The following is a 20,556-nucleotide window of genomic DNA, read 5'->3' as shown; positions in this document are numbered from 1 at the left end:
AATCAAACTATTCGGAGATGGTCACCATTTCGCCAAGAAGGAACGAATTTTCGGCGGGAATCGTGATAATGACTTCGCGACCGTGAATCGGCATTTCGGGCATCTTCCACATACGCATGGGGAATTCCACGATGCGGCTGGAAAGGCCGACCACCTTACCCTTCACCGGCTTACCCGTAGCGCCCAGCGGCATCACCTTAACGGTTTCGCCAATATCCATGCGCTGGTACATTCTTTCGTGGATGTAACCGCGAACCAGCGTCGGAGACTTGTGAGTGAGGGTAACGATCGGAGCAAAGCTAGACACTTTTTCGCCGTCATGAACGTTCACGGAACCCACGACCCAGCTTTCCTTGGCAATCTGGATGAGTTCTTCCTGCTGCTTCTGGAGTTCTTCGAGTTCCTTCTTCAGGTTTTCGACTTCGCTCTTGCCAGCATCCTTCTGCAAGCGGTTGCTGCTGCGCAGAAGCTTGATCTGTTCGTTGGCGTTGGCGTTGGCAACGGCAAGTTCATTCTTGAGGCCCTTAATCTGCATGGCCATGGCGTCGTTGCCGTCGGCTTCAGAATTCGAATTCTTGAGGCTCTTGAGCTTGGAAGCGATTTCCTTGTTCTTCTTGTATTCGCTTTCGAGTCTGTTGATTTCGGACTTGAGCGTAAGCGTCTTCGTGGCAAGGTCGGCCTTGACTGCGGCGACCTTCTGGTCGATGTCTGCGGCAGACAGGTTGCTACGACCTTCGCTAGCGTCCAATTCGCGAGTCACTTCGGCAATACGGAGCGTGAGGTCCGGGCGGTTGAGTTCCACGATGGTATCGCCCGCATTGATTGCCTGACCCGGCATCACATGCACCTTGACCACTTCGGTGGGACTCGGCACGCTAATGGTTGTTTCGGCGGCTTCTGCAATACCCTGGAAAGTTGCAATCTTGCCCTGATACATGTAGCCAAGAATAATGGCAATGATGACGCAAAGAATCCAGGCAAGGGAAAGCTTGTGACCGTAAACGTAAGCAACGCCGGCGTTACTCTTATGCGTGTTCCAAAAATTTTCGAGCATATCGCTAAGCTTGTTCATACCGTCTCCCTTACATTTCCGTCGTGGCGTCCTGCATCATGAACTGCACGTCCGAGATGCCTTCGATTTTAGAGAGTTCGCTCAGGATTTCTGCAGCCGGATGAGTGGCACGCAGGCGAATCTGGTAAGCGACGTCAAGGCGAGCACCGCCGTCGACTTCGCGCATCGTAATCAAGATGAACGTCTTGAGGCTAGACTTCATGATGTCTTCAATTTGGCCACGGACCTTGGCTTCGTTGGGGAGCGCAAAACGGAGCATACCGTCAAAGAAATGCTTGGTACCAAGCCCCGTACGGGAAAGGAGGAAGGCAACCGCGCTAAAGGCAATCGTGCCACCCACGGCAGCGCCCCAGGCATACACACCGCAACCGATACCGGCACCCAGCGACGCGAACACGAACATAATGTCGCGCGGATCCTTAAAGCTCGTTCTAAAGCGAACCACGGAAAGAGCACCCATCATACCGAGACCGCGACCCACGTTATCGCCGATAGCCTGCATCACCGTTGCAGCAACCACGGCACTCAGCACAATCGCCTGCACAAAGTTTCTAGAATACGACAAACCAAGGAAGGTCTTTTCGTAGGTCCAGGCAATCACCGAGGAAAGGATAAATGTGAGGATCAAGGTGTACGCCAACGTAATGAGAGTGGCATTGGCGGTGCCGGATTGGACGGCTAATAGGTCGAGCATAGGGACTCCGTGGTTTACTTTTTATTTTTCAGCCAAAATTTACTTTAATCAATCGCAAAATAGCGAATTTTTGTGTAAAAATGGATGAACAAAAACCAAACGTTCCTGAAAAAATGAGGCGATTCGGGACGAATTCACCCTATTTTACCACACCTGCTAGAATAATAGCAAAAAAGGTGTAAAAATACACCTAAAAAGAAATTTGCATTTTAAAACTAGCGTGCAAATAGTGTGCAAATCACAGTAAAAAAATTTTACTTTTTTTTAGCTGAATCGGCCCGCTCCAGCACGACGCTTTCGGCCCCTTTCGGACACCAAAGCTTCGATCAGGAAAAGGAGCGCCGCAAGACCCAGGAATATCTGGTAGCGGTCCTGATAATTTTCCATACGGTCAGAAGCCTGCTCCTTTTTCTCGAGGCTTGCAATTTCGCTCAGCACCTTTTGCAGCTGGAATTCACCCGGGCTCGCATAGAAATAAAGTCCACCGGTCACGCTAGCGATTTCTTGCAGCGTTCCGTCTTCCAAACGGGTCGTCACAATGTTTCCCTGCATGTCCTTCTTATAAGCGACTTCACCGTTTTTAGAATGCACAGGAATAGGCACGCCTTCGCGAGAGCCGATACCAATCGTATAGATGCGGATTCCCATTTCGGCAGCTTCCTTGGCGGCGTTCACGGCAGCGGCTTCGAGTTCTTCACCATCGCTCATCAGAATCATGACGGAGTACTGCCCCGCACTTCCTGAATTCTTGTAAAGGTCCATGCCCTTGCGGATTGCCTTTTCGAGGTTCGTACCCGGCATGAGCCAGCCCGGAGTCAGTTCCCTAAGCATCATCTGCACGGTACCATAATCGAGAGTCAGCGGCACCATCACCTGGGCTTCGCCCGAGAACGCCACAAGGCCCACACGGTCGCCCGAAAGCGATTCCAAAAACGCCGAAATTTCATGACGGCTACGGGTCAAGCGGTTCGGCTTGATGTCTTCGGCAAGCATTGAAAGCGAAATATCCTGCAACAGCACCAAGTCAAGGCCACGGCGTTCGATATGTTCCATTTTACGGCCCCACTGCGGGCGGGCAAGGGCCACAAACAAGAAGGCAATCGCAAACAGTAGAATCGTCACCTTGGCTAAGCGGCGCCAGGGCGACACCGACGTCGAAAGCTTCGGCAACATGGAAAGCGAAACAAATCGTGCAGCCAGCTTTTTGCGACGATGGTAAGCATACACAAAAAGGAGCGCAAACAACGGGAGCGTGAACAGTCCCCACAAAAACATCGGTTCAGCAAATCGCATCTAAAGCCTCCATTACGGGATGCGCACAAAGCGCGTATTCGCAAGCAACAGTTCAAGCAAAATCAACAAGGCGCCCACCAAAAGCCAGGGGTAGAACTTTTCAGCGTAGCGGGCATAAGCCACCGTTTCAATTTCCGTCTTTTCGAGTTCATCGATTTCGGAATAAATCTTTTCGAGTTCTTCCTTGTTTTCGGCACGGTAGAAACGGCCACCCGTCTTTTGAGCCACAGACCGGAGCACCCCTTCGTCGATGCCTTCTTCAGGCGTAATGTCGCGTTCGCCCCAAGAGATATCGCCTGTCCAGGGATTCTGCTGGAACGCAAGAATCTTTCCGCTCTTTTTGCCCACGCCCACCGTGTAGACTTTAACACCGAGGGACTGCGCCACATCGGCGGCACGCATCGGCGGCACTACGCTGGCATTGTCACGACCATCGGTCAAGAGCACCACCACCTTGGACTTGGCTTCGGACTTTTGCAAACGAGCTAGAGCGTTCATCAGGCCATCACCGATTGCCGTGCGGCTATTCATAATGGAATCGCGGGCAAGGTCATCGGTAGCTCTTAAAATTTCAAGCAAGGAACCGTAATCCAGCGTCAAGGGGCACTGGGTCACCGAGCGGGAACCGAAGGCGGAAAGACCGATTCGGTCACTATGGCGTTTCTGGATAAAATCCGCAATCACCTGCTGGGCATAACCTAGGCGGCTATATTTCCAGTAATCGCCGGATTTGAGAATGCGTTCGGCATTCATCACGCCAAGTTTCGCCTGTTCCATACGAGTAAGCATGTCGAGCGTACCCATGGAGCCCGAAACGTCAAGAGCAAGCATGATATCGACGCCATCGGTCGAAGTGTATTCCACTTCCATGGCGTTCTGCGGGCGGGCAAGCGCCACCACAAAGCAAGCGAGAGCAGCCAAACGCAAAAGGGGCACAATGTGGCGGAATTTGACGCGACGGCTGGGGACTGCGCGCTTGGCAATCGAAAGAGCCGGAAACTTGATGGTACTCTTGCGACGGTGTTCACGATAGATGTACCATCCGACTAAAACAGGGATCAAAAGTAAGAGCCAAAAGGCCTCGGGATTCTGAAAATGTAACGCGCCAATATCCATAAAATCTCCGAAAAAACGCAAAAAATCAAATTTTACAACGGAGAATATACAAAATTGCAACGAAAAAGGCTAAAGCACGTCTTTCTGTGCAGTCACGTGAGGCAAGAAGCGCTTCATGAGCGGGATAATGCCGAGGTACAGCAACATAGTCACCACAAAAACAAAGGCGAGCGCTACGGGCCTTGGCCAATGCACATGGAAATCTCGCAAAATCTTGATGATGCTCCACTGCACCCATCCATGGGTCACGAGAACCATAATGGAATACCGGCCAAAATAAGACACCAGCGGGATTTTCCCTATCGCTTTCGACAGGAACAGCACTCCAAGAGTTCCAAGAAGTCCGCACAAGTATACGCTCCATATCGGGAGCCAATAACGGTTGCTCACGTAGCTGACGGAATCCGGCGGCGCATTAAAGGTAAACAGGAACGCCACTCCAAAGCACAAAAGGGCGAATGGAATATTCCAGCGGTCAAATCGATTCGGTGCCAAAAGTTTAGTATAGCGGTAAGCCACATGCCCTGCACAAAAGTAAGGAATAGACGCTAAAGACGACGCCCAGAACAGCGGAAGTTTAATGTTGTAGCGGCCCAAGAAAAAGCCCATCAAACCGACTGCCACCGAAAGCACCACCAAAGCCTTTGTCGTATGACGCGGAAACTTTTTGGCGGCCCATTTTTTCGTAACTAGGTACAGCCCGTAAAACAACAGGTTCGTCCAGAACAGACTCAGCAAAAACCACACCGGAATATTCGGGAAAGCCTGTTTCCATACAAAGGAATACCATACGGCCGCACCGGGATTTGCCCGCAAATGCAGGTAATGCAACACAAACGGGAAAATACACGAAAGCGTCACAAAAAAGAACGCAAACGGAATCAAAAGCTTGTTGATCTTACGGCGGCAAAAATCAAAGAATCCCGCATACTCCTTGAAGAATAGTCCCGACAAAAAGAAGTACAAAGGCATTCTAAAAGTGGAAACCGTTTCTTTAAGGGGGTATGTTTCAAGGCCCCAGGTACTGACCACATGATGCCACACCACCAGCATAATGCAAATGCCTTTAGCCAAATCGACAAAGGCATAACGTGGTTTAACTGCACCTGTTACCGGATCCATAGAGACTCTCAGAATTTAACGTTCCAGGAACTCAAAAATTCGATTCTTGTATTCGGGCAATTCATCAAAGACGGCGTGACCGCAATCTTCGTACATATGGGATTCGCAAGGAACGCCTTCTGCCTTGAGTTTTTCCACCAATTTGACAGACGCTTCGGGAGTGGTCACAAGGTCTTTACCCGCCCCAAGCACAAGCACCGGGCACTTAATTTTGCCGAGGTCATTGTAGGTGTCTACGTAATCGCAGGCATCGGCAAAAATGGCAAAGCGATCTAGTTCCTCGTCAGAAATTTCCTTATACAGCGCAAGCAACGCCCTGCGGTAACGGGCAGCGAACTTTTCACTAAAGCAGTCGTCTATAAAGCTATTTACAAGCGTTGTCGCTTCGCGGGCCCGCGCAAGGCGCGCCCAATTCTGGATTGTCGTAATCTGCAACGGTTCCGCTTTCGAAGTTGAAGAACCGAGCACCAACTTGTTCACGATTTCAGGATGGCGGATTGCCATATACTGCGCAATCATGCCGCCCTGGGACACGCCGTAGACATCAACCTTTTCTAGGCCCAAGGCCTTCAAAACCGTCACCTGGTCATCAGCCATTTCGGGCAAGGAATATCCAGGTTTCGCCTCTTTTTTACGGTCGAAAAAATAGAGAGTATAATTGTCTTTGAAAATCTTGAACGGGCCTTCTAATGAAGCCGCAGACTTCATAACACTCTTGATCGAAAGCCCCGGAATCACGATCAGGGGCTTAGGACCCGAACCGATACGGGCGTATTCCATTTCAATGGTTCGCGCACGAACCGTATGTACAAGATTTTCGCTCATGCTAGAAATATAGTAAGTAGTAGGAAGTAAGACAAATGCGTAAGTCAAGTGTCGCGATCAAGCTTGCTTGGACATGACCGAGGCTAGCATTTGGTACTTGAGCGAAGCGAAAGTACAAGTAGACAGTGGGCTGTGACGGTTAAAAAAAATGCCGGAACAAGTCCGGCATCACTTTCTTTTTTTGACTAATTTCACTAGTTTCTGTGGAAGTCGTCTTCGACGCGGATGATGTCGTCTTCGCCGGTGTATTCGCCCACCTGGACTTCAACGATGACCAGCGGGAGCTTGCCCTCGTTCTGCAGGCGGTGAACTTCACCCACCGGGATATAGGTCGATTCGTTCGGACGAACGTAGAAAACGTTCTTGCCAACAGTCACCGTAGCGGTACCGCTTACGACCACCCAGTGTTCCGAGCGGTGCAGGTGCTTCTGCAGGCTGAGGCGCTTGCCCGGCTTCACCACGATACGCTTCATCTTGTAGCGTTCGGTAGATTCCAGCACGGAATACGTTCCCCACGGGCGGCTCACGGTCTGCGGCACGTTAATGAGGTCGGAGCCGCGTTCCTTGAGTTCTTCCACCACCTTCTTGACCTTCTGGCTGCTGCTGAGCGGAGCGACCAGGAGGGCATCCGGGGTATCGACGATGAGCATCTTGTCGAGGTCGATCGTCGCGATGGTACGCTGACCGCCCATCACAAGGGAATTCTTGGAATCCACGGCAATGTGACGCGGGTTCACATTGTTGCCGTTAGCGTCGTGCTGGTATTCACCATAAAGACTGTCGAAACTGCCGAGATCGCTCCAGCCGATATCGCTCGGGACCACCTTCACCTTGTTCGACTTTTCCATAACGGCATAGTCGATGGAATTCGACGGAATAGCCATCATGTCGTCGCGGTCGATACGGATGGGTTCGCCTTCTTCAACGGCCGCATTGGAAAGGGCCTTTTTCGCGGCGGCGAGCATTTCCGGGGAGTACTTGCCCAGTTCGGCGAGGAACGTCTTTGCGGTAAAGCAGAAGATACCGCTGTTCCAGTAGAAGTTGCCCGCCAGCAGGTACTTTTCGGCGGTAGCGCGGTCAGGCTTTTCCACGAAGCGCTTTACGTTTTCGCCATCGGCTTCGATGTAGCCGTAGCCCGTCTCGGGGCTAGTAGGCGTAATGCCGAACGTCACCAAGTTGCCGGCCTTCGCCAGTTCCTCGGCACGGAGCAGGACCTTCTTGTATTCTTCCTTCTTGCGGATCACGTGATCCGAAGGAGACACCAGCACGATGGTTTCAGGAGCCATCGTCAGGCATGCGAGGGCAATAGCGGGGGCGGTGTTACGACCCACGGGTTCCAGAAGGAACTTGCTGCCAGTCATGCCTTCCATTTCCAGCTGATCCTTGGCCAAGAAGAACTGGTCGGCATTGGAAACGATAAACTGGGATTCGCAAACAGCGGAGTTCGTGACCACGGTCTTGCGGAACAGGGACTGTCCGTCAAAGAGCGGGGCGAACTGCTTGGGCATCAGGGAACGGCTCACGGGCCAAAGGCGCGTGCCCGAACCACCACAAAGAATCAGGTTAATCATAATTTAGCGCACCTTATTTATCATCGGGTGTATAGTCATCCTTGACCACATGAACTTCATGAGCAGCCAAAGCGCCATAGTAAACCATGTTAACAGACGGGAAGATCAAGCTGACAAGGCGGTTCCAAGTAGCGAGTTCGGAAGCGTCAACATAAACGACATCGCGAGCGTTCAACTGGAAGCGGTCTGCCATGGCAAGGGCCATTGCGTTCTTCGCGTTCAGCTGGAACACGTCAATCTGCTTGTCAGACGTATTACGGATAACGTAAATTCCGCGGGCCGTAGCGTTCAGGGCCTGCAGACCACCGGCAGAAGCCAAGGCTTCGGCAAGCGTCAACTTTCCGTTATAGATGTTGATAATGCCCGGTCTTCCGACTTCACCCATAATGTAGGCTTTCTGGTCCTTCTGGGTTTCAGAGAGCGACGGAACAAAGACCTGGTCATCCGGCCTGACCATAATGCGTTCAAGCGGCAAGTTTGCCTTGAAGGCATCGAGGTAGTTAATGGTGTAAACCTTGTCGCCACGGCGGAGCTGCATCAAGGACGGATCGGCTTCCTTGGCAAAGCCACCCACACTGGCAATCACGTCGGGAAGCGTCATCGGGTTTTCATTGAAAGAAACGTAACCCGGTCTTGTAACGGCACCAGACACGGACATCTTGCGGCTATGGTAACCCGTCACGCGGACATCAACCTGCGGATCGTTCAAGATCTTGTCAGACAGACGCTTGGTAATTTCGGCGCGGAGTTCCTGGGCAGTAAGACCTGCCGCCTGGAGTTCACCGGCATACGGGTAGAAAAGCTTACCGTCGGTGGTCACCTTCTGACCAGCCGGCTGGTACTGACCCATCGGAGAAGTCAGTTCCGGATGTTCCCACACCACGACCTGGACCATGTCCAGAGGTCCAATACGGTATTCCAGTTCAGGCAGGGAATCCACCATGAGTTCCTTCAAGTCGCCAAAATTGTCGGCACTGCCGCTATCAGCGATTGCCACGCCATTGCCCAGATCACCTTCGCCAATGTCATGAATACGAACCTTCATGCCATTGTATTCAGCAGAATCACCCGGAAGAGTCATCTGCATTTGCGGTCCGAGTGCGCAGCCGCTCAAGAGAGCAGCGGCAATAAGGCCAAGACCCAAACTCATTTTCTTCATAAATTAACCCTTTTAGCCAGTTTAAGCCTGGCCTTCGCTTTGTTTGATTTTTTCCACCCAGTACGGGGTCAGTTTAGAGATAAAATTCCACGCCAACACGAAAGCGTTTTCAGGACGGCGATACGGGTCGGGAACATCCACCCGCTGCGGTTCGCCATAACGGAAAACCTTGCCTTCGAGCCACGGATAACGGTGCAACAATTCCATCTTGTGGCCATTTTCCATCACCAGGATGAGGTCAGCCCACTTAAGGATATCCAGATTAATCTGACGAGCGCGGTGTGCGCTCATATCGATACCGTGTTCAAGAGCAATTTTTTGGCTGAGTTCGTGCGCCGGGTGATCCACCAAGGCGCCAAGACCAGCACTCATGACTTCAAAATCAGGCCCCAATTCCTTCTTAAGGCAATATTCACCCGTGGGGCTGCGGCAAATATTACCGGTACATACAACAAGAATGTGTTTCATCGGCTTTAAATTAGAAAATTCTTACAATTCAAACGCAAAGCCCAAATCCTTAAGAGCGGGGTTCTTTGTGTCCTTTTCAGAAAGCAGCGGTTCAAAGCCATTACCCACCGGCCATTCGATGCCGATTTCGGGGTCATTCCACATCAGGCCGCCTTCATCCTTCGGATCATAGAGGCGGGTGCACTTGTACACGAAAGTCGCCGTTTCGCTGAGCACCACGAAACCGTGGGCAAAACCTTCGGGAATGTAGAACTGCTTCTTGTTTTCGGCAGAAAGCGTAACGCCTTCCCACTTGCCGAACGTGGGGCTACCCTTGCGCAGGTCTACGGCCACGTCAAAAACTTCACCTTCGATGACGCGAACAAGTTTGCCCTGCGGGTTCTTCTTCTGAAAATGAAGACCGCGAAGCACGCCCTTTTTGCTTTTGGATTCGTTATCTTGTACGAAAACCATATTCAAACCGGCAGCGTCGAATTCAGCCTTGTTGTAGGTTTCCATAAAGTAGCCGCGATGGTCGCCATAGACCGTCGGTTCAACAATCGTCACACCTTCAATAGATGTTTTAATGAAATTGAATTTTCCCATTATCTATTTCCGTACATTTTTTCGTAATACTTTTCGTAATCGCCGCTCGTGATGTTGTCGAGCCATTCCTGGTTGTCCAAGTACCAGCGCACCGTCTTCTCGATGCCTTCTTCGAACTGCAGGCTCGGTTCCCAGCCGAGTTCCTTCTGGAGCTTGGTGGAGTCAATGGCGTAGCGGGCATCGTGTCCCAGGCGGTCTGTGACATAGGTGATGAGGTTCATGTCTTCACCTTCGGCGCGGCCGAGGAGCTTGTCGACGGTCTTGATGACGACCTTGATAATGTCGATGTTCTTCCATTCGTTGAAGCCACCGATATTGTAGGTTTCGGCGATCTTGCCGTTATGGAAAATCACGTCGATAGCGCGGGCATGGTCTTCCACAAAGAGCCAGTCGCGGACGTTTTCTCCCTTGCCGTAAACCGGGAGCGGTTTCTTGTGGCGAATGTTATTGATGAAGAGCGGAATCAGCTTTTCGGGGAACTGGTACGGACCGTAGTTGTTGCTGCAGTTCGTCACGATGGTCGGCATGCCGTAGGTGTCGTGGAACGCGCGAACGAAGTGGTCGGAACCAGCCTTACTGGCGGAATACGGGCTGTGCGGCGTGTACTTTGTCGTTTCGTAGAAGAAGTCGTCGCCGTAAGCCAAGTGGTGTTCGGAGCTGGAAGCCGTCGTGGTGAACGGAGGCGTAATGCCTTCCGGGTGATTCATCTTGAGGGCGCCATAAACTTCATCAGTCGAAATATGATAGAAGCGCTTGCCTTCGTACTTTTCGGGGAGGCTTTCCCAGTAGAGCTTTGCGGCCTGGAGCAGGGCGAGAGTACCCATCACGTTCGTCTTGGCGAAAGTGAACGGGTCCTTGATGGAGCGGTCCACGTGGCTTTCGGCGGCCAGGTGAATGATGCCGTCGACTTTTTCGTCCTGCATGAGCTTATAGAAAGCATCAAAATCGCAGATATCCATCTTCACGAACTTGTAGTTCGGCTTGTCTTCGATATCCTTGAGGTTTGCAAGGTTGCCCGCATAAGTCAGCTTGTCGAGGTTGATAATCTTGTATTCAGGATACTTATTCACAAAGAGGCGAACCACGTGGCTTCCGATAAAGCCTGCGCCGCCGGTGATAACGATGGATCTTTTCATATTTTTCTCCGATTACGGGCTAATATAGCAATTAATCTTTTTTCCCATTTCTCTTTATAGTGGGCACGCTAGCAAGAAGTTTCTGGGTGTATTCGTGCTGGGGGTTAGTTAGAACAACATCTGCAGCCCCCCGTTCCACAATATGGCCAAAATACATCACCAGCACATCGTCACTCAAGGCGCGAACCACCTGCATGTCATGGCTGATAAATACAATCGACAGTCCGAATTCGTTGCGCAAGTCATCGAGCAAATGCAGAATCTGCGCCTGCACCGAAACGTCCAAGGCGCTGGTGACTTCATCGCACAAGAGGATTTTCGGTTTCACCATTAAACTGCGGGCAATGCAGAGTCGCTGCCGCTGGCCTCCCGAGAACTCGTGGGGGAACTTTTGGAGAGCTTCGACAGGCAAGGATACCCGTTCCAAAAGTTCTCTTGCACGCGCTTCCGCATCTGCGACCTTCACGCCGCGTGCAAGCAGCGGCGCCGTCAAGATTTCGGCGATAGTCTGCCGCGGATTCAAACTACTGAAGGGATCCTGGAAAATCATCTGCACCAGGTCAGAAACCCGGCGTTCGCCTCCGGAATTTTTCCCGGCAATGCGGCCCTTAACAACAGGCTCGCCAAAAAGTTTGAATTCGCCGGAGTCCATGGGAACAAGCCCCACCAAGGACTTGACGAGAGTCGACTTACCGCAGCCCGACTCCCCCACAATCGAAAGGATTTTTCCGGGTTCAAGAACAAAAGAGACGTTCTCGACCGCCGTAAAATAATTCTGGACCTTGCCTAGGACACCGCCGCGAATCGGGAACTTTACCGTAAGTCCCGAAACCTCCATTGCAGGTACGGATTCTTGAGCCATTCCTAAGCCTCGGCTTCCGTTTCGCCGTCAAGGCCCGAAAGGGCTTCTTGCACATTCTTCTCAGTAGCAAGCAGAATCTTGCGGCATTTGCGCAAAAGCTCGGTAGCTTCCTGTACCGCACCGGCCAATTCGTCTATTTCCATCTCGGAATTGTCAATTCGCTCCAAGATGCTCTCTAAACGCTCCATTGCGGTTTTATATTCGAAATTTTCGGTACTCATACAATTGAATATAGTTATCTTTGACGGAGTGAGTTTTATGAAGAAGAACAAGCGGAGTGTTTTGGAGCTTTGCCTTACGCTTATGGCAGGGGGCCTCTTTTCGGCGTGTCTCGACATCCCCGAGGCCCCTGGCGACACTCCCAAGATTACATCCGTCCAAGTTCTGGTAAAGCAATTCGACGAGACCAAGGGCGAACCCCTCAAAATCAATTCTGACGAAGACGCCGAACTGATTGCCGAAGTCAATCCGGACAACTTCAAAAACGACATCAAGTATTTCTGGTACAAAGGGAACGACATCCTCGGCAAGGGTATGACCTACCCCATTAACACCGACGACATGGCCTCCAGCGAAAAAATCAAGGAAAACATTCCCGACAAGTTGGTCATCGAAGACAGCGAAAAGAACCAGCTCAAGACCACGTTCCAGATTACCATCAACGTCCCGCCCCTGATTTCGACCAAAACGAAACCTGCAAACGGCGACACCCTGTACGGCAACACTCATACCCCCATTCTTTTCTCGTGGCAATCTTCTGACCGCGACGAAGACAAGCATTTGTCCCACGTTCTTGAAATCGACGGCACCCGCTATAACGTAGGCGAACTGCAGCAAATTTCCCAGTCCGGTTTTGCACAAGGCAAACACACCTACCGCATTCTGGTCGAAGACTCTCTTGGCGACAAAGATTCCATTCCCGAAAAGGAATTCTTTGTCATCGACACCTTGGGGGCCAAATGATTTTGCATCTATTCAAATCGGCAGTTTTCCTTGGAATCTTTGCGGCGCTCCTAGCCTGCACTAGCTCCGACGACTACCTGTTCGACAGCCAAAACTCTCAACAAATCGAGGTTTCGGCCGTCGTCACGCGCTCCTTCGACAACGATGCCGCAAAATCCAAGGCAGACACCATTCAGCCGGGGGACTCCCTTATCTTCCTCACGAGCGTGTCGCCCTCCAAGTCCATTCGCAACAGGCAATACTTCTGGACCATGGACGGCGCCAACTTTGCCAGCGAGTACAGTTTTAAAAAGAACATCAACGAACCCGGCGTCCATAAAATCGCCTTCATCTTCATCGACTTTTTCGGAGATACCCTCAGCGACACCTTGACCGTCACAGTCGCCTCGCCGCCTATCATGGACACCGAAACGTTCATCCCTGCAGCAGGAACGCAAAACATCGACCCCGACAGCGTCATCCGTTTCGCCTGGAACTTTGACGATCCCGATTCCCTGTGGGATATTTCCTTCCGTTTCATCTTGCAGGACGCCGGGAAAGACACCCTGGTAGACACCTTGTTGAGCCAGGCCAACTTCACCTGCCGTAAGGAACTTTCTCCATTGATGAAATACTCCTGGTCCGTCAGCGCCTACAATGAATTCGGCCAGCGTTCCAAGGAATCACTCACCTCCTCGTTCTTTACCGACGGAAAAAGCGGGCAAAACGCCGTTGCCGGCACAGTCTGCATTCATTCGGACCAGAATAAATACAACTTCAGGGTCACCCTCCAGGATTCTTCGCAAGCCGAGCTGGCCTCCTTCCAACTTTCAGGCGACCCCAGTGCAGACTTCAACATCCACCCCTTGGGCAAAGGCGCGTACAACCTGATTGTCTCGGTGGATAGCGCAGATGACTTCTTGCCGGACACGCTCCATTTCAACTTGAAAGCCGACCAAGTTCTTGAACTGGACTCCATCATCCTTCAAGACAGAATCCCACCCCGCATTCAATCCCTAAACGGCAGCGATACTCTGGACTACGCCGACACCCTGCACTTTATCGTTTACGATCACGGCGGCCCTATTCCGACCACTAAAATCAATGTCTATTTCGAAGGCGAATACGTTCCGAATTTCACTCTTTTAAACGACACGCTGCATGTTCCCTTCGTCAAAGAATCCGCAAGCCAAAACTGGGCCAGCAAGATGATTTTCGTCGGTGCCGTCGATCAAAGCAACAATAAGGTTTGGAAAACTTTCTACCTCCGCCCCAACGCCACATTAACGGAGGTGTTCAGTGATTAAGTTCTTGTACATCCCTCTTGTAGCGATGCTCCTTGCGCTGGCTGCCTGCGGCGACGAACATCTTGTTGACAAGGACCCGATCACCCTCAAGCAATACGTTTTTGTGGGACCCGACGGCTTTAGCGGCGACATCGCCAACTACTACGATCCTATCGAAACATTTTACGCCGAACAGGGCCAGACCATCAAATTCTTTGCAGGCTACTCCGCGGGCGGATCCATTTACACCGACGAATCCCTGCAGCAGTACTACAACGGCCTCCTTTGGAAAATCGACGGAAGCACCTACAACTTGAATTATTTCCGTCACACCTTCTTGAACCCCGGAGAATTCGAAGGTTCCCTGGAAACCACCGACCTCTTCGGCGACACCCTGCGCACCACCTTCAAAATCTACGTCAACACGCCCAACGCCATTTCCCTGGAATCCCCGATTAACGGATACAACCAGGCAAGTCCTGAAGACGACCAAGAATTGAAGCTGCGATGGAAGGTCACCGGAATCGATCCGTGGGAAAAGACCCGTTGTATCATCTACATGTCTTACAAGCGCGATTCCGTTTGGAACAAGCCCCTCGGTATCACAGACTGCAATGAGAGCGCCACCCTCAAGGGTTCCCTCATTCAAACCTACGATTCTATCGCCCAACAAGAAATCAGTCCCTACGACAGTTCCTTCACCTTGTACTGGGGCGCAAAACTACTGGTGAAAAGCGAGAGCGGTCGTGAATACCGCGATTCCACCGACATTTTCCACTTTTCCACCAGGATTCTCGAAGAAACTTCAACCCTGAAAATACCCTTCCTTTACCATCGCTACAGAGACAATTCTATTCTGCAGACCACCGCCTACCTGATTTCTAAAGACGGCGATACCCTGCAGACTCTTACTAACGATTTGCCCGTCGGTACGTTGAGCACAAAGATCAAGCCCCAGTTCGGTCTCAAGGTGGTTTTGGAAGAAAAATACCGCAGGGAATACGCCAGGGAAAGTCTTGTAGTAGACATCCCCGCCTACACCGTGCTGACCACCGACACAGTGGTTTTCAGAGACAGCACGCCTCCCCAGGTGGCACCCGTCAGCGACCAGGTTCTCAATTCCGACTCCATCGCCTTCTACATTTACGATGACGGTTCCGGCATCAATGCTTCCAGGCTGCAAGTCATTATGGACTTCGACACCTTGAGTTTCAATTACAGCGTGCCCACTGTCAAATTCTTCAAGAATTGCTTTAGTAAATGCAAGCTTTCCATTGTCGGCGAAGACAACGCCCACAATGCTTTGCCCAACATTTACTGGACCATCGAAGCCGCTCCCGGTTACCGACTGATTTCGGGGCCCTATTCATACGAGGGATTCTAATATGTTGCGCCTTTTGACCACATTGATCCTTTGCATGATTGCCTGCGTTTTTGCGGACCCGAAGGTGTTGCATGTATCCACGATTCCGAGCAACGCGGATATCTACGTCGACGAAATCCGTCCGAACCACGCCAAGAATCCGGACTTCGTTTCGCCCGCTATCATTGAACTTTCCGAAGACTCCCTGGCAAGCGAAGTCCTGATATCCCTTTTCAACCCGGGATTTATGGACACCACCCTCCGCGTGACGCTGTCGCCTAAGGACACCTCGTTCATCATCATTTCTCAAAAGCCCATTCCCGACGAAGAATTTCTGGAAAAGCAGCAGTCCGAACTTGCAAAGCGCAAACGCGCGAACTTCGGGAAAGGGCTCATGAAGATTTCACTCATACCCTTTGCCGCAGGCCTTGTGGCAGGCGCCGTCACCTACTACGAAATTGACAAGGCCAAGGATTGCAAAAAGTCTCTCAAGAATTCTTCAATCGACACCGACCGATTCCAGCAGAAACTTGACGATTTTTCTGATTACCGCGAAAGCGCCAAGATGGCAAAGGGCTTTACCTACACCGGAATCATAACGGGCGCTGCACTATTTTCTATCGGATTCATTTTATCATTCTAGGGCCTTATGAAAAAATTCATACTGACATTGGCAATCTTGTGGGCCAGCGCCATTTGGGCAGACGAAGGTATCCCAAGCCTAGTAGAACTGGTGAACGGCACCAAGCAGGCCGCCCAATTTTTGGGCGTCCAGAACGACACCGTTAGCCTGGGAGGAACGATCCAGGGCAAGTTCACGGTCATCCGCATTCCCAAGAATCGTTTCAAGAGCATTATCGACGAAAAGGGTAACGACCTTCTGAATGGAACCGTCCCACCGCAAGATTTCGTCGTGCAAAGCACCGCAGAACAGGATTCCCTCGTTCAAGATTCCTCCCAAGCCGAAATAGAAACGGCCCCTCACGACCTCACCGTCTTGAATTCAGTTGAAGGCAAGCATGTCTTTGTCTCTTTCGAGCGACGCAATTCCGAATCCAACCTGGCAGAACAAATTGAAAACCTGATGGTCCGCTTGATCAAGGAATCAGGCACGCCTCTTCATTTTGTGAATCGCCAAGACTTTGACTTCTGTAGCGATGCCGCCTGCATCAAGGATTCCCTGAAGGCACACGGGGCCGCCACCGCCTACATTGGCCGCATCACCTCGGCAAGAACTCCCGATTCTGTCGCCATTCAAATGTCGCGTTACACCTTGGGCGATTCAACCCAAGCCAAGACCAACACGGCACAAATTAATTTATCCGCAATCCACGCTTTGACAGACGCACTTTCTAAAGACAAGCTCCACCGTTTCGTCCTTCGCATTCAAGGGGAACACGTTCCCGCCGAAACCTCTAGCGACAAGAGCTATGTGCGCGTGGAGACCAATCCCGAAGGTGCAAACATTGTCACCAAGGGCAACGTAGACATCTGCAAGAGCCCCTGCACCTTCGTAGTTCCCAGCACTGCCAAAACCGAAGTCTACGCCTACTGGGGCGTAGACCGCCAGCTGTGGGGTGCAAAGACAACCATCAACCCGCTCCCCGGCGACACCGCCAAGGTTTCCCTGAAACTCAAGCGAGTCAAGCCAGAACTTTTGATTCACACCAAGCCCGAAGGCGCCTACATCTTTGGCGGTTCGGCCAAGGTGACCAAGACTTCTAAACCCATCGGTGCCACCCCCAAGAAATTCCCCATCTACGACCCGGGATTTTCAACCGTCCAGCTCCGCATGGAAGGCTTCAGGGACACCACGCTCACCGTGTTTGCCGCCCCCACCGAAATCACCAACATCAACGTGGCGCTCACCCCCATTACCGACCAGCGCGAATTGTTGGCACAACAGGAATGGTTGCAGCAGCGCAAGAAGCATTTTATCGGCAAGACCCTCATGGGATCTTCGATCGCACCCCTCTTCTTGGGCACCCTCTTTATGTACCTGGCTAGCCTGGACTACGATGACGCCGACAAGATCAAGATGGACTTGGACCGCCCCGCGGCAGGTGGAGATTACTTCCAGTCCAAGGCCGCCGAGAACAAGGAACTGGTAGACAAAGGCGACAAGAAAATGATCATTGGCGGCACCTTGTTTGGCACCGGAATCCTTTTACTGGGCGTCGGTTTCGTTTTGACCTTCTAAAACAACAAAAAAGCCCCTAAAAACGGGTTTTTGGTTTTCACTTTTTGTACCACATTGCAAAAGAAAATTTAAATTTAGACTGATGCGTAAACTGTTACTTGCACTGACTTTATTGGCAGCGGCTTCTCAGGCCGCCGATTTTGAGAGAATCAACTGGCGTACCCAGCTGTACTTACAGGGTGAACCCGCTTATCTGAAATTTAAGGCAGATAAAGAGAAGACTTTGCTTAACGATGGTATCGACACAAAGCTTCTTACGATACCGGTCTCGGTCGGCGCCTTGTGGTCGCCCCTCATCACCCCGTTCTGGAAAGCAGATATTCCGTTTACCCTTTGGCTCGGTCTCGAAGTCAATTCCATTCAGTTTGGAACGATTGAAGACAAGCCGAAGTATACCTTCGTAGACGACAACGACGAAAAGAACACCAAGAGCCCGAAGGACGACGAAGAACTTTGGTTCCTCTCTTACGCTCCGTCCGCACTTGCCGGTTTCTCCTTCAACCTGGGTGGCGACTTTGACTTGCGCGTCTTGGGTGGCTACGGCTTCCAGTTCTTCACCTTCTACGATGAATTTGGCGGCAACACCAAGCAGCACACCGAAATGCTTCCCACCGGTTTCGTGTCCAGCGCATTGGAATACCGCATCGGCGAAATTTTCCAGGATGCTGACTTCAAGATCGGTATCAATGTCCGCAAGGAATTCCTCCCCTACGAAAAGGTTAGAGCCCGCAGCAAGGACAACAGTCCGAGCCCCTCGCCGTACTCCGACCTCAAGTTCGACAAGATTGAATACAAGTGGCCCGTTCGCGTTGGCCTGGAACTCTCCATTGACTTCGGCCGCGAAAGCCGCCGTGACCGCCGCATGCGCTACAACCTGCATGACCGCGATGACGTGCTCCGCAAGTACAGCGAAGTCAAGGACACGCTCTCCGACTGGGACTGCATGGCCATTGAACGTGACTACCGCTTCTACCTCGACGAAAACGGTGAACTTCCCGACATGAGCGAAGCCTACACCCGTACGCAGTTCGCCGACGTTCTTGAAAGCTTCCTCGCCTTCTGCCACCCGGCAGACCTCGCTACTAAGGAAAAGCTTTACTCCACGCTCGACAGCGGCAAGGTGCAGATCAAGGAATACCAGGCCAAGCAGGAAGATTCTCGTTTTGACCAGGTCATGGCCAGCAACGACCCCGAAATGCTTGAAATGTTCTTGCTGTACTACCCCGACTCTCCGCGTAGAGCCGAAGTCGAAGCAAAGCTCCGCTCTCTCAGCGAATATGACAAGTTCCGCGCCATCCAGGCACAGAACACCTTCAAGGCTTACCTCACCTACTTGAACGACAATCCGAACGGTGCATTCCGCGATGAAGCTGAAGCAGGCATCTTCGAATTGGTCAAGAGCGGCAACCGCCTCAAGGACTACGAAATCTACCTGAAGCGCTTCCCCAACGGCAAGTACGTGGAAGAAGCCAAGGCAGCCTTGCAGCAGGCCAAGAACGGCGGTGCCCAGGCTGAAGAACAGTCTATCATCGAATACCAGACGGGTGAAAGCTACAGCGAACCGGAACAGCCGGCCGCTGTAGAAGAAGAACCGGCTGTCGAAGAGGAAGACGCTGTTGAAGAACAGCAGCCTGCCGTTCAGCAGAACAGCGCCGCAAGCAAGAAGGCCGCAGCAAAGCGCGAAGCCGCCAAGAAGGCTAGACAGAAGCAGCTCGAAGCCAAGAAGGCCCGCGCCGCCAAGAAGAAAAAGAGATAATCTTCGATAACACTTTTAATTAGACCTGGCTCTGACGCCAGGTCTTTTTTATTGGCTTCGCGATTCCATAAATTCTATATTTGCCCCTATGAACAAAAAACTATTGCTTCTCGCAGCTATTACTTTATTCGCAACCGTAGTGTTCGCCGCCCCTGACGCAGCAGATTCCGTTGCACAGGCAGCCCCGGCAACCAAGTCGACCGACATCTACAACCAAATTATCGACTGGTACAACGCCCATTTGAACTACTGGTCCATCGCCCTCCTGATGGCCATCGAGAGTTCCTTTATCCCCTTTCCGTCGGAACTGGTGGTGCCGCCCGCGGCCTACAAGGCGTTGCAGCCGGATTCGGGTCTGAGCATCGTATTGATCGTGATTGCTGCAAGTGCAGGCGCACTCGTGGGCGCCTACATCAACTACTTCTTGGCCAAGTTCCTGGGCCGCCCGATTATTTACAAGTTCGCCGACAGCCGTTTGGGACATTTCTTGCTGCTTGACACGCAAAAGCTCGAAAAGGCCGAAAACTACTTCCGCGAACACGGTGCCATTTCGACATTCGTGGGCCGCCTGATTACGGTGATTCGCCAGTTGATTTCGATTCCGGCGGGTATCGCCAACATGAAGCTGTTGCCCTTTACGCTTTACACCTTCCTGGGCGCCACCATCTGGAACTGCGTCTTGGCAGGCCTCGGCTACCTCGCCCACGGCCAGAAGGATATCATCGAGAAATACAACTCCGAGCTTGCTATAGCACTCCTCGCTTTCGGCGCCCTGTTCATCGGCTACATGGTGTGGAACGCAGTGAAGAAGAAGTAAGAGGAAGTAGGAAGTAGGAAGTAGACAGTAGGAAGTAGACAGTAGGCAGTAAAAGGTTTGGGGTTTGGGCTATGAGCTATGGGGTTCGCAGACAGTAGACTGAGAGCTGTTAGCTGAGGCTGAACTCTAATAAGAATGAATAAGAGGCGTCCTTTTAGGGTGTCTCTTTTTTCATAAGCACAGTGCGTAGGCACAAAAAGTGACCCGCCGGCATAGCCGGCGGTTCTTCATATACGGGCATAGCCCTAGGATACTAGCAACGCGTTGCACGCGTTGACGGCCTGACACT

General features: G+C 51.7%; 20 protein-coding genes. 7 read left to right on the top strand and 13 right to left on the bottom strand.

Translation table 11 applies throughout. The features are described from left to right. Positions 1–7: 7 nt before the first annotated feature. The 13 genes from BUA40_RS09395 to xseB all read right to left on the bottom strand — a co-directional run bounded on the left by BUA40_RS09395 (position 8) and on the right by xseB (position 12,124). Complete coding sequence (locus tag BUA40_RS09395; RefSeq protein ID WP_072800391.1) at positions 8–1,072, bottom strand: HlyD family secretion protein; 1,065 nt, start codon at positions 1,070–1,072, stop codon at positions 8–10. Between the two features lie 10 nt (positions 1,073–1,082). Beyond that, on the bottom strand, positions 1,083–1,766 hold the full coding sequence (locus BUA40_RS09390) for a DUF4956 domain-containing protein (RefSeq protein ID WP_072800390.1): 684 nt from the start codon (positions 1,764–1,766) through the stop codon (positions 1,083–1,085). A 264-nt stretch (positions 1,767–2,030) separates the two neighbouring features. Then, entirely contained in the window at positions 2,031–3,059 is a 1,029-nt protein-coding gene (locus BUA40_RS09385) for a vWA domain-containing protein (protein ID WP_072800389.1), read from the bottom strand. A gap of 12 nt (positions 3,060–3,071) precedes the next feature. Next, entirely contained in the window at positions 3,072–4,175 is a 1,104-nt protein-coding gene (locus tag BUA40_RS09380; RefSeq protein WP_072800388.1) for a vWA domain-containing protein, read from the bottom strand. 69 nt (positions 4,176–4,244) lie between these two features. Next, positions 4,245–5,297 (bottom strand): acyltransferase family protein, encoded by a 1,053-nt coding sequence (locus BUA40_RS09375; protein WP_072800387.1) that lies wholly within the window; start codon positions 5,295–5,297, stop codon positions 4,245–4,247. Between the two features lie 15 nt (positions 5,298–5,312). After that, positions 5,313–6,122: an alpha/beta fold hydrolase gene (locus BUA40_RS09370; RefSeq protein WP_143149757.1), complete on the bottom strand. Its 810-nt coding sequence runs from the start codon at positions 6,120–6,122 to the stop codon at positions 5,313–5,315. 194 nt (positions 6,123–6,316) lie between these two features. Next, the gene (locus BUA40_RS09365; RefSeq protein WP_072800386.1) at positions 6,317–7,693 is read right to left on the bottom strand and encodes a mannose-1-phosphate guanylyltransferase/mannose-6-phosphate isomerase; all 1,377 of its coding nucleotides are present in this window, start codon (positions 7,691–7,693) and stop codon (positions 6,317–6,319) included. Between the two features lie 13 nt (positions 7,694–7,706). Then, the gene (locus BUA40_RS09360) at positions 7,707–8,852 is read right to left on the bottom strand and encodes a polysaccharide biosynthesis/export family protein (protein ID WP_072800385.1); all 1,146 of its coding nucleotides are present in this window, start codon (positions 8,850–8,852) and stop codon (positions 7,707–7,709) included. Positions 8,853–8,873: 21 nt separating this feature from the next. After that, positions 8,874–9,320: a low molecular weight protein-tyrosine-phosphatase gene (locus BUA40_RS09355; RefSeq protein ID WP_072800384.1), complete on the bottom strand. Its 447-nt coding sequence runs from the start codon at positions 9,318–9,320 to the stop codon at positions 8,874–8,876. A gap of 21 nt (positions 9,321–9,341) precedes the next feature. Continuing rightward, positions 9,342–9,905: a dTDP-4-dehydrorhamnose 3,5-epimerase gene (gene rfbC, locus BUA40_RS09350; protein WP_072800383.1), complete on the bottom strand. Its 564-nt coding sequence runs from the start codon at positions 9,903–9,905 to the stop codon at positions 9,342–9,344. Continuing rightward, positions 9,905–11,041, bottom strand: a complete 1,137-nt coding sequence (locus BUA40_RS09345) for a dTDP-glucose 4,6-dehydratase (RefSeq protein WP_072800382.1) — start codon at positions 11,039–11,041, stop codon at positions 9,905–9,907. Before BUA40_RS09345 ends, rfbC begins: the two co-directional genes overlap by 1 nt. Before the next feature lie 31 nt (positions 11,042–11,072). After that, entirely contained in the window at positions 11,073–11,903 is an 831-nt protein-coding gene (locus tag BUA40_RS09340; protein WP_072800381.1) for an ATP-binding cassette domain-containing protein, read from the bottom strand. A gap of 2 nt (positions 11,904–11,905) precedes the next feature. Further along, complete coding sequence (gene xseB / locus BUA40_RS09335) at positions 11,906–12,124, bottom strand: exodeoxyribonuclease VII small subunit (RefSeq protein ID WP_072800380.1); 219 nt, start codon at positions 12,122–12,124, stop codon at positions 11,906–11,908. A gap of 37 nt (positions 12,125–12,161) precedes the next feature. Here xseB and BUA40_RS09330 point away from each other — a divergent pair, with 37 nt between their 5' ends. The 7 genes from BUA40_RS09330 (at position 12,162) to BUA40_RS09300 (ending at position 20,267) form a co-directional block, all read left to right on the top strand. Then, positions 12,162–12,866 (top strand): hypothetical protein, encoded by a 705-nt coding sequence (locus BUA40_RS09330; protein ID WP_072800379.1) that lies wholly within the window; start codon positions 12,162–12,164, stop codon positions 12,864–12,866. After that, positions 12,863–14,152 (top strand): hypothetical protein, encoded by a 1,290-nt coding sequence (locus BUA40_RS09325; protein ID WP_072800378.1) that lies wholly within the window; start codon positions 12,863–12,865, stop codon positions 14,150–14,152. Before BUA40_RS09330 ends, BUA40_RS09325 begins: the two co-directional genes overlap by 4 nt. Then, the gene (locus BUA40_RS09320; RefSeq protein WP_072800377.1) at positions 14,145–15,515 is read left to right on the top strand and encodes a hypothetical protein; all 1,371 of its coding nucleotides are present in this window, start codon (positions 14,145–14,147) and stop codon (positions 15,513–15,515) included. The genes BUA40_RS09325 and BUA40_RS09320 overlap by 8 nt, the downstream gene beginning before the upstream one ends. 1 nt (position 15,516) lies before the next feature. After that, complete coding sequence (locus BUA40_RS09315) at positions 15,517–16,137, top strand: hypothetical protein (protein WP_072800376.1); 621 nt, start codon at positions 15,517–15,519, stop codon at positions 16,135–16,137. Between the two features lie 6 nt (positions 16,138–16,143). Continuing rightward, positions 16,144–17,694 (top strand): PEGA domain-containing protein, encoded by a 1,551-nt coding sequence (locus BUA40_RS09310; protein ID WP_143149756.1) that lies wholly within the window; start codon positions 16,144–16,146, stop codon positions 17,692–17,694. Between the two features lie 82 nt (positions 17,695–17,776). Further along, positions 17,777–19,450, top strand: a complete 1,674-nt coding sequence (locus tag BUA40_RS09305; protein WP_072800374.1) for a tetratricopeptide repeat protein — start codon at positions 17,777–17,779, stop codon at positions 19,448–19,450. An 88-nt stretch (positions 19,451–19,538) separates the two neighbouring features. After that, positions 19,539–20,267 carry a DedA family protein gene (locus BUA40_RS09300; protein WP_072800373.1) on the top strand — a complete coding sequence of 243 codons (729 nt, stop codon included), beginning with the start codon at positions 19,539–19,541 and terminating at the stop codon, positions 20,265–20,267. The last annotated feature ends 289 nt before the right edge of the window (positions 20,268–20,556 follow it).

The sequence above is a fragment of the Fibrobacter sp. UWT2 genome (genome assembly GCF_900142545.1).
In the GTDB taxonomy this organism is placed as follows: domain Bacteria; phylum Fibrobacterota; class Fibrobacteria; order Fibrobacterales; family Fibrobacteraceae; genus Fibrobacter.
The sequence above is the reverse complement of the archived record's forward strand: the minus strand, read 5'-3'. Positions and strand labels throughout refer to the sequence as shown.

Bases quoted from the DNA above. Each gene is read 5' to 3' on its own strand.
- BUA40_RS09360 (WP_072800385.1), bottom strand. From the start codon at position 8,852: ATGAAGAAAATGAGTTTGGGTCTTGGCCTTATTGCCGCTGCTCTCTTG.
- xseB (WP_072800380.1), bottom strand. From the start codon at position 12,124: ATGAGTACCGAAAATTTCGAATATAAAACCGCAATGGAGCGTTTAGAG.
- rfbC (WP_072800383.1), bottom strand. From the start codon at position 9,905: ATGGGAAAATTCAATTTCATTAAAACATCTATTGAAGGTGTGACGATT.
- BUA40_RS09305 (WP_072800374.1), top strand. From the start codon at position 17,777: ATGCGTAAACTGTTACTTGCACTGACTTTATTGGCAGCGGCTTCTCAG.
- BUA40_RS09300 (WP_072800373.1), top strand. From the start codon at position 19,539: ATGAACAAAAAACTATTGCTTCTCGCAGCTATTACTTTATTCGCAACC.
- BUA40_RS09330 (WP_072800379.1), top strand. From the start codon at position 12,162: ATGAAGAAGAACAAGCGGAGTGTTTTGGAGCTTTGCCTTACGCTTATG.
- BUA40_RS09340 (WP_072800381.1), bottom strand. From the start codon at position 11,903: ATGGCTCAAGAATCCGTACCTGCAATGGAGGTTTCGGGACTTACGGTA.
- BUA40_RS09375 (WP_072800387.1), bottom strand. From the start codon at position 5,297: ATGGATCCGGTAACAGGTGCAGTTAAACCACGTTATGCCTTTGTCGAT.
- BUA40_RS09380 (WP_072800388.1), bottom strand. From the start codon at position 4,175: ATGGATATTGGCGCGTTACATTTTCAGAATCCCGAGGCCTTTTGGCTC.
- BUA40_RS09325 (WP_072800378.1), top strand. From the start codon at position 12,863: ATGATTTTGCATCTATTCAAATCGGCAGTTTTCCTTGGAATCTTTGCG.
- BUA40_RS09395 (WP_072800391.1), bottom strand. From the start codon at position 1,072: ATGAACAAGCTTAGCGATATGCTCGAAAATTTTTGGAACACGCATAAG.
- BUA40_RS09315 (WP_072800376.1), top strand. From the start codon at position 15,517: ATGTTGCGCCTTTTGACCACATTGATCCTTTGCATGATTGCCTGCGTT.
- BUA40_RS09390 (WP_072800390.1), bottom strand. From the start codon at position 1,766: ATGCTCGACCTATTAGCCGTCCAATCCGGCACCGCCAATGCCACTCTC.
- BUA40_RS09370 (WP_143149757.1), bottom strand. From the start codon at position 6,122: ATGAGCGAAAATCTTGTACATACGGTTCGTGCGCGAACCATTGAAATG.
- BUA40_RS09355 (WP_072800384.1), bottom strand. From the start codon at position 9,320: ATGAAACACATTCTTGTTGTATGTACCGGTAATATTTGCCGCAGCCCC.
- BUA40_RS09365 (WP_072800386.1), bottom strand. From the start codon at position 7,693: ATGATTAACCTGATTCTTTGTGGTGGTTCGGGCACGCGCCTTTGGCCC.
- BUA40_RS09385 (WP_072800389.1), bottom strand. From the start codon at position 3,059: ATGCGATTTGCTGAACCGATGTTTTTGTGGGGACTGTTCACGCTCCCG.
- BUA40_RS09345 (WP_072800382.1), bottom strand. From the start codon at position 11,041: ATGAAAAGATCCATCGTTATCACCGGCGGCGCAGGCTTTATCGGAAGC.
- BUA40_RS09310 (WP_143149756.1), top strand. From the start codon at position 16,144: ATGAAAAAATTCATACTGACATTGGCAATCTTGTGGGCCAGCGCCATT.